Genomic DNA, 13741 nt, shown 5'->3' with positions numbered 1-13741 from the left:
TGATTAGTTGTGGATAAAACAACAGACCTCAATTTTATTGATCTCAGAAAGAGTTAAAACTATGCTCCCGATAAGCCATCGGGATTAGTGCATCTCTTCCGATAGTTATCGGAATTAGCTTCTAACAAGTTTATATCAAACAATAGATTTTAGATGTTAGACAATAGACTAAAAGTCCATGGTCTAACATCTAATATCTAAATATTTTGATAGTTATAGAATTTTATTCTCATTTGAACCTATGGTACTTTCAGTCCATAATGCTTCTGTTCCTTTTTACCATATCTATTCGTAAGATTTTTTAAAGTTAAATCGGTAGAAAATTTTATCTTCGTTGGCTAAAACAGAATCTATATAATGGCGAAGAGCACCAATAAAAAAATCATATCAATTATTAAGGTTGTTTTCCCTTTAGCAATTGGTCTTTATTTGACTTGGCATTTTTACAATGCGATGGATGAGCCTACCAAGGACATCTTTTTCAAAGCAATAAAGGAAGCCAATTACTTTTGGATAATACTTTCTATGTTTATGGGTTTCGTGAGTCACTTAATTCGTGCTTACCGATGGAAATTCTTATTGGAACCACTGGGTTATTTCCCAAAATTCTGGCACCGTTATCATGCGATGATGGTTGGTTATTTAGTCAATCTACTTATTCCAAGAGCGGGCGAAGTAACACGACCTGCATTATTGTATCAAACAGATAGAATCCCATTTTCAAAGAGTTTTGGAACTATTATCGCCGAAAGAATGTTCGATTTGGTAATGTTAGGAGTCGTTGTATTAATAACGGTTGTCCTTAGTTTTGATGATTTAATTGCTGTTAAAGACATTATTGTTGCAGGAGCTCCAGAAGATGGTGTAGAACCAGAAAGTAAACAATGGATTTTGAACCTCATCATTTCAGTTGTTGCTGGAGGAATACTACTTTTTGCTATTTTATGGGTGAAAATTGAGAAATTTAGAACAAAAATCACTGAATTTGTCAAAGACGTTATGAATGGTGTTCTTGGTATTTTAAAATCGAAGAAACCTTTTCAATTTATCTTTCATACGGTATTGATTTGGGCAATGTATGTCTTCTTTTTCGGAGTATGCTTTAAGGCTTTCGAGCAAACAGAAAACTTCCCTGTCAACGGAGTTTTAATAGGATTTATAGCAGGTTCACTTGGATTAATGTTTACCAGTGGAGGAATTGGAGCATACCCATATTTGGTTGGAATTGTAGTCATCTATTTCATTGGAGATCAATTTGAAGTAAAGGAACAAGCAGAAGGAATCGGGAAAGCATTGGGAATGATTATTTGGTTGTCACAAACCATATTAATGATATTATTAGGATTAATATCTTTGGCACTATTACCAAGAAACTATAAAAAAGAAAGCGATGACAAAGTGGGAGCAAATCAAGCATAAATTAGTTTCTCAGGAAGAAGCTAAAGCGATTATTTCTTCTTGGAAGGATGATGATAAAAAAGTTGTTTTCACAAACGGATGTTTTGACATCTTACACCGTGGTCACATTACTTACTTAGCTAAAGCAGCCTCATTAGGAAGTTATTTAGTTGTAGGAGTGAATGCTGATGAAAGTGTAAAAAGACTAAACAAAGCACCTGGCAGACCAGTAAACGATGAGGAATCACGTGCATTAATTATTGCGTCACTTAAAGTGGTTGATCTAGTAGTTATTTTCGAAAATGACACACCTAAAGAACTCATCAATAAAATAGCTCCATCGATCCTTGTTAAAGGTGCAGATTATGACGCAGAAGTAACGGATGAAAGTAATCCAAAATACATTGTTGGTGCTAAAGAAATAAAAGCATTAGGCGGAAAAGTAGCTACAATTGAGTTAGAAGAAGGTTTTTCAACTACGGGGATAATTGCGCGACTAGAACGCTGATTTGTAATGGTTAATTATTAATGTTTAATTATTAACGGGGTGTTGATTGGACTTTGTCGTTTCGATATTGATTCAAGGATTCAAGGATTGAAAAATTCAAGGATTAGAAAATGCTTACAGATTTACAACAGACTTTATGGCTTCTCTCTCGAGTAAGATACATCGGAAATTCGGAATTGAAAATTAATTAATCTGTAATTGTTTTTCTTACTTTCGTTTTTACCAAATAAATGGTTTGAAAAACCAATGATACAAAAAACAGGATTACAAATTGAATCAACGCTACCTTAGCATTTTCCTCAAATTTGAATTTCACATAAGCAGCAAAGGAAAAGCAACCCAACATTTGAATAGTGGTGAATACAAGATACAATTGCGCAAAATCTATTTTGAATGTTCCATTGTTTCCTAAATAAAATATGGTGGCCCCAACACTGTTGAGGATAAACAATAGAGCGTAGGATAAAATAATCTCATCACCAAAATAGATTGAAGGATACATTTCATATATTCCATAATGGATTAATGCTATACCTGCAAAGAAAGTTGCAAAAACCAAATTATCCTTTAGAATCATCTTCATCTTTACCCAATTTTATTACTGCTCTAATGATTTGATAAAGTGAACCGAAAATAGCTAAAAGTGTTAGCACAAGTGTCCAAATAGGAAACTCATTTTCTTGTTTTTCATCTAGCCAATTCCCCCCAAGTGCACCAGCTGTAATGACAATTCCCATTTGAATCGCCATTCCAGAAAACTTAACATAGCTGTTAACGCGCTTTTTATCGCCTTCTTCGACTTCCATTAGTAGACCGCTTCTGAAGTCTCTAATTTCTTCCCGTTAGGTTTGTTTATGCTCTTACCAAACATACCTTTGCTGTTCTTTCCAGCATCTCCTGTTTGGATATTACCTTCAATTTGAGCACCGTCTTCAATTACAATTCTACCCGTTTGAATATCACCATGAACGACTGCAGTTTGATGTAAAATCAAGAGTACTTCTGCATTAATTTGACCTTCAACTTTCCCGTCTATTTCAACTTCTGCTGCATTAATATTACCCGCTACAACTCCGTCTTGTCCAAGAACAAATTTGCCTTTACATTCTATATTTCCAACAATTTCTCCATCCACTCGAAGACTACTATTGGCAGTCAAATCTCCTGTTAACTTAGTACCTGCAACCAATCTATTAAGCCTGTCTGGACTTTCTGGTTTGGATTTACCTTTCTCCCCTTTAAACATTGATCAAAATTTTATTTGTATGTATTCTCAAAGAATTCTCTATACTCAACTAATTTTAGCTTCTGTAGCATAACTTTAAAGTTTTCTCTCGAAATAAACATCAGTTCATTCTCCATTAAATTGCCTATATGTCGTTTTGTCTTTCTAAAATCACGAATATAATCTTTCGCATCTGATGTTGAGATAAAATCCTTTATCATTACAAAACTAGTGATTTTATCATAAATCTGCGAAGAAGTAGTCAAACGAAGTCGGCTAAAGTAATCTCTGTTAAAGTTAGAAACATTGTTTGCTGAACTATTGCCATTCTGTCCTTCCTCCAAAAAGACAAGTACATAGTATTCTTTTGAATCCATAGAGAATAACTCTGCATCAGTGACAGTAAACTCTTCGAAAGGAGGCACACCGTTATTAATTAAATCAATTAATTCTTGAGATCTTATAGCGACATCAGTTTCAGGATATTCCAAAATAGCTTGTTCCAAAACAGGCAATAAAGAAGTTTTATCTTGATTTATTTGTCCCATTGCCATTGCTTTTAGTAAGAAATATTCTTTTCTAAAGACATTATCTGGCTCTTCATCAATTACTTTTTCAGCTTTAAGAATTACAGGATAAAACAATCCTTGCTCGAATCGGGTAACTGATCTTAAATAATCTTTCAACGCTAAAGCATCTCGTTCCTTTTTCTTAATGAAATAATCAGGGTCTCTCAAGTAATTGGCGTAATCAGAATTTGGATAGTTGTTTAAAATATATGTTTCATATTGACCCGCTTTACTGCTTTTCTCATTTATAGTATACAACTGGAACGCGGAAAGTACATTGTGTTCATTTTCTATATTATGATCTAAAACACGCTGAAATTGAACAGCTCCCATTTGGCTCTCGTCCAATTGCTCTTTATAAATCATACCCGAACTATAAAGCGCTTCCAAAAGTCGTTCATTACTCAATGCCATTAATGAATCGGTAAGTGGAATATCGGTCAGCAAACCTTCAACAGTCAGCTCATCAGCCGCAACTTTCTCGGCAACGTCCGCTCCTCCTTTTAGAGAGTCTTGCGGAATAGTGTCATTTTCTACAAAGTCAAATGCAATTCTTGCTGGTTTTTTCGACAATCTCCAATAATCTTCATTTTCTCTTTGCCCCCAAATTCTTCTAAATTCTTCTAAACCTTCTTTTGATGCTTTTGGATTAGAAAAATACCATTTACTTCCTGTTTTTTGATTTTGTTCAGCGTAGGTTTGTTGAAGTTTACGCATTTGTTCAGCACGTAAAGCTTCTCTTTCCTTTTTTTCTTGCTCTTCTTTTTGAATCTGTTTAATTACATCTTTCAAGAATTGCTCACGGTCTTTCTCTCCCATTTTTGCAATTCTTTGAACACTATCCTCAAAGGTGATTAAATCAATATCTTCTACAAGATTGGCTAATTTATCGGCTTTGTTTTTAATAACTTCAAAATTAAAATACGTTTCAGGAATTACTTTTGCTGAACTGTCATAATACTTTTGAGCGAAAACATAATTCTTTTCTTCAAAAGACAAATCACCAAGCTTTTCATAACTCACCCCTTTTTGACGTGGATTATTTAAAGAATAAAATACAGATTTCGTTAAGTCATATTTCGCTACTGTCCTATCGTTTCTTCCCAATTCTACTTTTGCCATTGCAAAATAAATTTGATCTCTAAACTCTAAGTAACGCTCCTCCTTTGCTAAGTCTTCAAGCTCTTCAATCATTGCTTGATCATTGAGGTCACTCACAACAGCTCTATTGATTTTAGCATTAAAACTCATTTCAAAAGAGGCATTCTTTTTTATACTTTGTGTATAAAACGCCCTAGCTCCGGGATCACCTTCTCGTTGAAGGAGTTGACCTAAAATGAAACTTAATCTAGCTTTATCCACTTTATTAGGTGCTTTATCCAATGCTTTTCTTAATTCTTCAATTGCGATTTGCGAATCATCCTTAGCCAAAGCTAACATTGCTTTAACTTTCGCAAATTCATAGACAAAATTCTTAGGTAATTCAGGAATATCATCTTCGTCTGAACTTTTGCTTTTCGCATATTTCGCTTTAGACCTTTTCTTCTTTTTAGGCTTTTCAATATCCGCCATAACAACCTTATTGGCTCTGACCTCTAGTTTTTGAATAGCTCTAGTCGCCTCAGACAAATCACCCATTTTAATATAGGTTTTGGCTTCCCATAATTGACCTGTGTAGGTACTTGGACGATCCACATAAAATTTCCGGATATATTCGAAATTCTTTAAAGCTTGGTCATAATCTCTTCTAATATAATTCGCATAACCAATAATAAACCAATTTTGATCTATCCATCTGGCATGTTCGGTTTTCTTTTTAGAAGGCTTTGATGAAGTAGGCATACTGTGTTTTGAAATCACAGTTTGACATTTTGCAATTGCTGTATCTACAACTGGGTAAAAATCAACAACATCATCCTCATTCGGCATTAATTCGATAGCTAAGATTTTATTATAGTCTTCTCTATAATTCTTTCTATAATCTTCTAATCCAATCCTAATAAGTTCTTTAGCATTAAAATACCCATTATACTTTGCCGTTGTACTGTGATAAGTACGCGTTATAAAGGTATTTTTCTCTGTCGAACATGCGCCAATTATTAGAGTCAGAGCAAAAAATGCTACTAAAATCCCAATTGTTGTACGTTTGTTTTTAATACGTTTCATAAATTTCTTCTACTCCCTATTGTTACCAATTGGTATAATTAACTCAAAACCGACAAAAATATTATTAAATTTTGATATTTATTTCTTTAATACAAAAAAGCCAGAGCAAACCCTGGCTTTTTTTAATAATATCGTTTATTCTAATTACAATTCTTTTTCAATTGTGTTACAAAAGAAAGTGTTACATCTGGCCATAATTTTGACTCAGTATCTCCATTTGCATGATCCGTATGTAAATCTTTACACACTTCATTCAAACGAACAATCCCTTCATTTGCTTGCCAATCGTTAACATTAATTTCTGTATCAAAAGTAAAAGCACCATCGTTTAATGTATATTTTCCTCTCACTTCATTACTTACTTCGTTCATCGTAATAATTAAAGTAGCGCTATTTGCCTCTTCATTTATTCTTACCACTTTACCGGTTAAAGTAGGAGTGTTAATTTGACCAAAGAAATGTTCTTTAATTTTCTCATCACGCCCTTCATCTTTTGTTGCGATGCTAGAAACAGGAATTTCAAAACTTAAGCTTTCAAGAACTGCAATAGCGCTTTCATTTTCTTCACCACCTTTTACATTGATTTCATTGAATGTTCCACCAACTCCAGTTTTACCTAAAAATTTATAAGCCGTGAATTTTAGCTCAGAATTTTCTGCCGAATAACTGTATAAACAAGTTTCTTTGTTATCAACATCTGCACTAGCAGTATCATCCGTTCCTTCAGCACAACTTGAAATCATCAAACCTGCCAAAGCGATAAATAAAAATTTTGTATTTTTCATCATAACCTCTCGTATTTTTGATAAATATAGGAAGAAATGAGGCTAATTTCTAATCCATTGGTAGGGAATTTTTCAAGGGTTGAATAAAAGTGACATTTATAAGGATTTTGCGTTTATTAATCGGCAGAGTTTTTATTGATTATTCTAAAAAAAGACCCACAATCAAACAATTCACACATTATTTTATGCAAGGTCATTTCCTTTCGGTAAATTTGTCCCATGTTAATAGAAATTGACGATAAAATAGTAACCGATGAGATTTTTTCACGCAAGTTTGTGTGTGACTTATCGAAGTGTAAAGGCGCTTGCTGCGTTGAAGGGGACGATGGAGCACCATTGGAAGATGACGAGATCAAAATCATGGAGGAAATCTTTCCAAAAGTGAAACCTTACATGACAAAAGAAGGAATAGCGAAAGTCGAAAAAGATGGTGTTTTCTATCTTGACCGTTTTAATGAACCTGTAACAAGTTTAGTTGAAGGCGGTGCATGTGCTTTTGTATCTTATGATCCTGATGGAACCACAAAATGTACGATTGAACAAGCCTACAGAAACGGTGATGTGGATTGGAAAAAACCAATTTCATGTGAGCTTTACCCTATTCGTGCTAAGAAATACGAAAGTTTCACAGCCCTTAATTACGAAGAAATTGATATTTGTAAACCTGGATGCGTTTTAGGTGAGCAATTAAACATTCCCGTTTACCAATTCCTAAAAGCACCACTTACGCGTGCTTATGGCGATGAATTTTACGAATCATTGAAACAAGTGCACAAAGAATTAGAAAAGCAAAACGAGAAAGATCAATAATGGTTGAAAAAACATATAGTGAAAGTTGGTCAGAGTATGAACTTCTCGATGCAGGAAATGAAAAGAAATTAGAACGCTGGGGAAATATTGTAACTATTCGTCCAGAGCGCCAAGCGTATTTTAAGCCTGGAATGTCAGAGGAAGAATGGAATAAAAGAGCACATTTAGAATTCGTTCCAAAAGGAAACACTGCTGGAAATTGGATTACTCGTCAGGCATTGCCTGAAGGAGAGTGGAAAATTCAATTTAAGGACTTGACATTCAATTTAGAAACAACTAAATTTAAGCATGTAGGTCTTTTCCCAGAGCAAGTAACCAACTGGAAATTGATTTCAAATCATCTTGCTAAGCCTGGAATGAAAATGTTGAATCTTTTTGCCTACACGGGAGCAGCTTCTGTTGTTGCAAGATCAAAAGGAGCAGAAGTTACACATGTAGATTCTGTCAAACAACTGATTTCTTGGGCAAAATCAAACATGGAAGCTTCTGGATTAGAAGACATTCGATGGATGCATGAAGATGCTTTAAAATATGCAGAACGCGAACTTAAAAGAGGAAACTTATACCATTTAATTGTCATGGATCCACCCGCTTGGGGAATTGGTGCCAACAAAGAAAAATGGAAAATAGAACAAAAACTCGAAGGTTTAATTGAAGTAGCATCACAACTTTTACATCCTGGTGGATTATTGATTCTCAATACATATTCGCCAAAAGTAAAATTGAAGGAAATCAATTACTATGCGAAAAAGCATTTCAAAAAAGTAGAGATTTCGGAGTTGTGGAAAAAGACTTTTACAGGTAAGGACATGTTTTTTGGGCATTTGTTGAGGGCGTATAGGTAGGGGCGATTTGCAAATCGCCCATACATATCGCCCCACATAATGCCCACAAATTAATGCCTTAAAAACAAAAAAATATCACTATCTTAGCCATCCAAAATAGAAATATGCCAAATACAGATACAGCCAAAACGAAGACAGTGAAAATTGATCAATCTACAGTGCGTAAAGGATTTGAGTTGATGTGTACAGCAAAAACTCTATCCGAAAAGTATGAGGCGCATAAAGAAGTAACAAGTAAATACGTTCATGCGACATCGCGTGGACACGAGGCAATACAGTTGGCATTAGGAATGCAATTGAAGCCACAGGATTTTGTAGCTCCTTATTATAGAGACGACAGCATTTTATTAGGTATGGGAATTACGCCATACGAATTAATGCTCCACATATTTGCAAAGAAAGACGAACCATTTTCTGGAGGAAGAACCTATTATTCTCACCCTTCATTGAATCGTCCGGATATGCCAAAAATCCCACACCAATCTTCTGCAACAGGAATGCAAGCCATTCCAATGACGGGAGTTGCGATGGGAATGCAATACAAAGAAATTGAAGGATTAGCGGAAGACTTAAACGGTGAAAACCCAGTTTCAGTTTGTTCAATCGGTGATGCCGCTTGTACAGAAGGAGAGTTTTCTGAAGCACTTCAAATGGCCGCTTTAAAGCAATTGCCAATTTTGTATTTAGTACAAGATAACGAATGGGATATTTCAGCCAGTGCAGACGAAATCAGAGCACAAGACATGGCCTATTATGCCCGTGGCTTTAAAGGAGTTGAAGTTTATTCTATCGATGGTTCTGACTTTGAAGAGTCTTACAACACCATTCAAAAGGTATTAAAATTGATCAGAACAGAACGTCGTCCATTTTTGATTCATGCGAAAGTTCCTTTATTGGGTCACCATACTTCTGGTGTTCGAATGGAATTTTACCGTGATGATTTGGATGAACATGCTTTAAGAGATCCTTATCCAAAAATCAAAGAACTGGCTAGATCAGTTGGAATTGACGAAGCGGATTTAATCAACTTTGAAGCGGAAACTAAGAAATTAGTTGATCAAGTTTATGAAGATGCATTTAACGCTGAAGATCCTGACCCAGCAAGTTTATTAGACCATTATTTTGCTCCTACACCAATCACTGAAGAAAAAGGTGAGCGTGAGCCAAAAGGAAAGCAAAAAACTGTGATGGTAGATTGCGCTTTATTTGCGGTGCGTGAGTTAATGGAAAAACATCCAGAAGCTTTATTGTACGGACAAGATGTTGGAGCAAGACTAGGTGGTGTTTTTAGAGAAGCAGCTACTTTGGGTAAAAAGTTTGGTGAGAACCGCGTTTTCAATACGCCAATTATGGAAGCTTTCATTATTGGAAGTACTGTTGGAATGTCAGCTGTTGGATTAAAACCAATCGTTGAAGTTCAGTTTGCCGATTATATTTGGCCTGGATTGAATCAATTGTTTACAGAATTGAGCCGCAGTAACTATCTTTCAAATGGTAAATGGCCTGTGAGTTCAGTAATTCGTGTTCCAATTGGCGCTTATGGTTCTGGAGGACCTTACCATTCTTCAAGTGTGGAGTCCGTTGTGACTAACATTCGTGGAATAAAAGTGGTTTATCCTTCCACAGGAGCTGACTTGAAAGGATTAATGAAAGCAGCTTATTACGACCCAAATCCAGTGCTAATTTTAGAACATAAAGGATTGTATTGGTCAAAAATAAAAGGAACTGAAGGCGCAATGTCTGTTGAACCAGATAGTGATTACGTTATACCTATTGGAAAAGCGAGAATAGTTCAGGAAGCTGATCAGGATAAAATTGACAGTGGTGAAAGTGTTACTGTGATTACTTACGGAATGGGAGTTTATTGGGCTACAGCAGCTGCGAAAAACTATCCAGGAGCAGTTGAAATCATTGATTTACGTACTTTAAGTCCATTGGATACGGATGCGATTTATGGAGCTGCGAAAAAACACAGTAAAGTTTTATTGGTGACTGAAGAATCTATTGAAGCGAGTTTCACATTGGGATTAGCAGGAAGAATTCAGCGTGAATGTTTTGAGTATTTAGATGCACCAGTTGCGATTGTTGGAGCGATTGATACGCCAGCTATTCCTTTGCATAGTGATTTAGAGTTTGCGTTATTGCCGAATGCGGATAAGGTTGGGGAGGCGCTTCGAGAATTGATAGAATACTAAAATTTAACCGCGCAGGTCGCGGAGGTTTTCGCTAAAGTCGCAGAGAAGAAAAAAAAGGTTAGAGTATTATAATTGAAGTGGAGGATTTATTCTCCACTTTTTTAGCTTAAAAACTTTGCGAACTTTGCGCCTTCCCTTTGCGTCTCCGCGGTTAAAATTCGTAATTATTTAATTCGTAATTATTTCAAATACACTCCGATATCCTCCAACTTCTTCGGCGTATTCAACAAATTCTCGGTAGAATTTATCATTGGCTAAAGTTGCGGAGTCTCCAATGACTATGAGTTTCTTTTTTGCTCTTGTTAAGGCAACGTTCATTCTTCGGTAATCTGATAAGAAACCGATTTTTCCTTCGGTGTTGCTTCTTACTAGGCTTAAAATTATCACATCAGCTTCTTGACCTTGGAAGGCATCGATTGTACTTACTTCAATGTTTTTAAGTTCTGCTTTTGCTAATTCCACTTGACTCGAATACGGCGAAATAAATACAGCAGTCTGGCCTTCTTCAATCCATTTATCTGCATTTTCTACAACAATTCTCAGTTCTTCAGGATTGGCTGTACTCCTGCTATTTTCTAATCTTTTTTCATCAAAACCTGCTCCAGCAGTATCGTAAAAAATCATTGATTCTGGAATCGAGGCTGCGTGCGATTGTAATTTTCCTTCGTAGAAATATCTTGATGAAAATCCTGCTATTTCTGGCGTCATTCGGTATTGAATTTCTAACAAATCTCTTTGAACTCCTGCATCAATTGCTCTTTCCAAAACAGAAGTAGCTAATCCTTTTCTTGCTGCTTCATCACTTATGATTGTTGGAGGAAGTTGTAAATGGTCACCACTTAAAATGGCGCGATTTGCTTTTTCTAGAACTAACCACGCCAAAGGTTCTATGCATTGTCCGGCTTCATCAAGAAAAGCCACATCAAATTTCTTTTCTTTCAACATCGAATCCATTAATCCAATGGGTGTTCCTAAAATAACATCGGCAGCGTCAAAAAATTGGGACAAATAATGCTTTGACATTGATTTTATTTGATCACGAATCGCATAGACTTCATTGAATAATAATTTGCGCTGTTCACGTTCTGACTTTCCAAAACTTCGTTTGTATTGATGCGCCATTTTACGGTATTCAGCAGCTTGAATCTTTAGTTTCTTTATTTGCTTGCTGTATTTATCCTGACTTAAAATTCCTTCAGGCGTATGTTCCCAAACTGTTTTATTCACTTTAGCAGTATTTCCCAAACGCAAAACTTTGAGTCCGCTGTTTAATAATTGTTGTGCCAAATGATCCACAGCTGCATTACTTGGAGCCGAAGCAATAATACTTAATCCTTGTTTGCGCAAAGACTGAATTAACGCAACAATTGTTGTTGTTTTTCCAGTTCCTGGAGGTCCGTGAATGATCTGAAGTGGCAAATCACATAATCCATTTTCAACAGCTTTTAATTGAAATTCATTCAGATGATCTCCAATATTAATTTTCTTTTCAGAAGGTTGGATTTCAGCTTGCTTTTTTATTCCATGAACATATTCAAAAAGATCTTTTATCGATTTATCCTCTCCTTTATCGATGCGCTTTAAAACACTGTGCATCATTTGAAAAGTTCGGTTATCAGGCAATCTTTTAATTCCTAAATTCTTTTCATCTATCCAATCTGGAAAATCGTCGGTGTACAATAAAACTTCTGCTTTTCTATCCGAAATAGAGAGCAATTGTCCGTTACAAATTTCATTTGAAGAAGGAAGAAATAATGCCACTGGAGTTCCTTGACTATAATATGAATTATTTACTCCGCCCGGTGTATGAAAAGTTACGGTAATCACAGGTTGGTCAGTGTATCCAAAGCTTTTATTTTGAATATTTACAGGATGTAAAATGATCCCTTCTCTTCGTAAATCTTTCAGTGAAACATCTTGTTCAAACCACTTTTTTTCTTGCGCTTCTTCTTCCAAACGCAAAAGTTCTCTCATTTCCTGAATCACTGTGCCTACTTCCATATTCTACTTTGAATTAACGTTTACGAAAATAGTTAATTTTTAAAGATGGTTTTCATATTAGTCGGACGTATGCAAAAGTTCCATACATCTTTGAAAATTTGAACGGATGGACGAAAAATGATGGATTAATCAAAATATCTGCTTAAAATTTAAAAAAAATCATTTACTTTAATGATAAATAGTAAACGAATGGATCTTATAGAAGCACTAAAACACTTTTCAACGGAATTCCCTGTTCTTGTCAAAATAGGTAAGTACGTTCTTTGGATGGGTTCTATTTTTATATTAATAACTGTTTTAAGACGTTTTCTCAAAAAAAGGCTTCCTAATGTTGGCATGCGATACAGGTCCCAAAAGGGAATTGAAGTTCTGGGATATATTTTAATGCTTATTGTCACTGTCTTTTTCTTTTCAGGAAGTATTAAAGACTTTGGACTGGCCATTGGATTATTAACTGCGGGAATTACCATTACTTTACAAGAACTTATATTGAGTATTGCCGGCTCTTTTTTCATTGTACTTTCTAAAGTTTACAAACCTGGTGATAGAATAGAATTGAACGGAATTAAAGGAGATGTCATTGATGTGGACAGTATTTACACTACAATGATGGAAATTGGCGAATGGGTAAATAGTGATAATTACAGCGGAAGAATTGTGAAAATCAGTAATGCTTTTGTCTTTAAAGGCCCCGTTTACAACTATTCTCAAAACTTTCCATTTGTTTGGGATGAAGTGAGAATTCCAATTCGCTATAGTTCTGATGTAGAATTAGCTAAGTCAATAATTATTGAAATTGCCACAAAGCATCTTTCAGAATACGCTAGGCAAGCCCAAGAAGAATGGAAATCTGTAGTCCATAAATATTATATCGAAGATGCGCAAATTAATCCAACTTTAGCGGTTACACTAACAGATAATTGGATAGAACTTGACCTGCGCTACATTGTTGATTATAAAAAAAGAAGAGCAACGAAAAGCATACTCAACGAAGAAATAAAACATCGCTTTCACAATTTGGAAGGAAAAGTGGAATTCGCATCTGCTACATTTGAAATTGTGAATATTCCTGTGGTGAATGTGAAAACTGAAAAACCGATTTAATAACGTGATTTTTACGTCTACTTAAAGCATGTTATTTTACGTCTACTAAAAATGATATAAATAGTCTTTGCAAGAAAACTCCAAATACTGTGTTATGCTTATTTTTAATTGCAATCCCATCGACAGGCTTAATTC

At 35.2% G+C, this 13741-nt stretch carries 12 protein-coding genes; 6 read left to right on the top strand and 6 right to left on the bottom strand.

The window, feature by feature from the left end:
• The first annotated feature begins 357 nt into the window (after positions 1-357).
• Both ERX46_RS03120 and ERX46_RS03115 read left to right on the top strand, forming a co-directional pair.
• Complete coding sequence (locus tag ERX46_RS03120) at positions 358-1419, top strand: lysylphosphatidylglycerol synthase transmembrane domain-containing protein (RefSeq protein WP_130092367.1); 1062 nt, start codon at positions 358-360, stop codon at positions 1417-1419.
• Complete coding sequence (locus ERX46_RS03115; RefSeq protein WP_130092366.1) at positions 1391-1906, top strand: adenylyltransferase/cytidyltransferase family protein; 516 nt, start codon at positions 1391-1393, stop codon at positions 1904-1906. Before ERX46_RS03120 ends, ERX46_RS03115 begins: the two co-directional genes overlap by 29 nt.
• Positions 1907-2093: 187 nt before the next feature.
• Here ERX46_RS03115 and ERX46_RS03110 read toward each other — a convergent pair whose 3' ends face one another.
• The 5 genes from ERX46_RS03110 to ERX46_RS03090 all read right to left on the bottom strand — a co-directional run bounded on the left by ERX46_RS03110 (position 2094) and on the right by ERX46_RS03090 (position 6654).
• Entirely contained in the window at positions 2094-2489 is a 396-nt protein-coding gene (locus ERX46_RS03110; RefSeq protein WP_130092365.1) for a hypothetical protein, read from the bottom strand.
• A complete protein-coding gene (locus ERX46_RS03105; protein WP_130092364.1) occupies positions 2467-2712 on the bottom strand; it encodes an AtpZ/AtpI family protein in 246 nt (81 codons plus the stop codon). Before ERX46_RS03105 ends, ERX46_RS03110 begins: the two co-directional genes overlap by 23 nt.
• Entirely contained in the window at positions 2712-3152 is a 441-nt protein-coding gene (locus ERX46_RS03100) for a bactofilin family protein (protein ID WP_130092363.1), read from the bottom strand. The genes ERX46_RS03105 and ERX46_RS03100 overlap by 1 nt, the downstream gene beginning before the upstream one ends.
• An 11-nt stretch (positions 3153-3163) precedes the next feature.
• A complete protein-coding gene (porW, locus tag ERX46_RS03095; protein WP_130092362.1) occupies positions 3164-5866 on the bottom strand; it encodes a type IX secretion system periplasmic lipoprotein PorW/SprE in 2703 nt (900 codons plus the stop codon).
• A 140-nt stretch (positions 5867-6006) separates the two neighbouring features.
• Positions 6007-6654 (bottom strand): YceI family protein, encoded by a 648-nt coding sequence (locus ERX46_RS03090; RefSeq protein WP_130092361.1) that lies wholly within the window; start codon positions 6652-6654, stop codon positions 6007-6009.
• A 216-nt stretch (positions 6655-6870) separates the two neighbouring features.
• On the opposite strand from ERX46_RS03090, the gene ERX46_RS03085 reads away from it, so the two are divergent.
• The 3 genes from ERX46_RS03085 to ERX46_RS03075 all read left to right on the top strand — a co-directional run bounded on the left by ERX46_RS03085 (position 6871) and on the right by ERX46_RS03075 (position 10501).
• Positions 6871-7461, top strand: coding sequence for a DUF3109 family protein (locus ERX46_RS03085; protein ID WP_130092360.1), 591 nt, complete (start codon positions 6871-6873; stop codon positions 7459-7461).
• The gene (locus tag ERX46_RS03080; protein WP_130092359.1) at positions 7461-8306 is read left to right on the top strand and encodes a class I SAM-dependent methyltransferase; all 846 of its coding nucleotides are present in this window, start codon (positions 7461-7463) and stop codon (positions 8304-8306) included. Before ERX46_RS03085 ends, ERX46_RS03080 begins: the two co-directional genes overlap by 1 nt.
• Before the next feature lie 104 nt (positions 8307-8410).
• Entirely contained in the window at positions 8411-10501 is a 2091-nt protein-coding gene (locus tag ERX46_RS03075) for an alpha-ketoacid dehydrogenase subunit alpha/beta (RefSeq protein ID WP_207214106.1), read from the top strand.
• A 168-nt stretch (positions 10502-10669) separates the two neighbouring features.
• On the opposite strand, the gene ERX46_RS03070 is transcribed toward ERX46_RS03075, so the two are convergent.
• Entirely contained in the window at positions 10670-12502 is a 1833-nt protein-coding gene (locus ERX46_RS03070; protein WP_130092358.1) for an AAA domain-containing protein, read from the bottom strand.
• 189 nt (positions 12503-12691) lie between these two features.
• On the opposite strand from ERX46_RS03070, the gene ERX46_RS03065 reads away from it, so the two are divergent.
• Positions 12692-13606 (top strand): mechanosensitive ion channel family protein, encoded by a 915-nt coding sequence (locus tag ERX46_RS03065; protein ID WP_130092357.1) that lies wholly within the window; start codon positions 12692-12694, stop codon positions 13604-13606.
• Positions 13607-13741: the final 135 nt, after the last annotated feature.

It is taken from the genome of Brumimicrobium glaciale, assembly GCF_004152935.1.
In the GTDB taxonomy this organism is placed as follows: Bacteria; Bacteroidota; Bacteroidia; order Flavobacteriales_D; family Crocinitomicaceae; genus Brumimicrobium; species Brumimicrobium glaciale.
The sequence above is the reverse complement of the archived record's forward strand: the minus strand, read 5'-3'. Positions and strand labels throughout refer to the sequence as shown.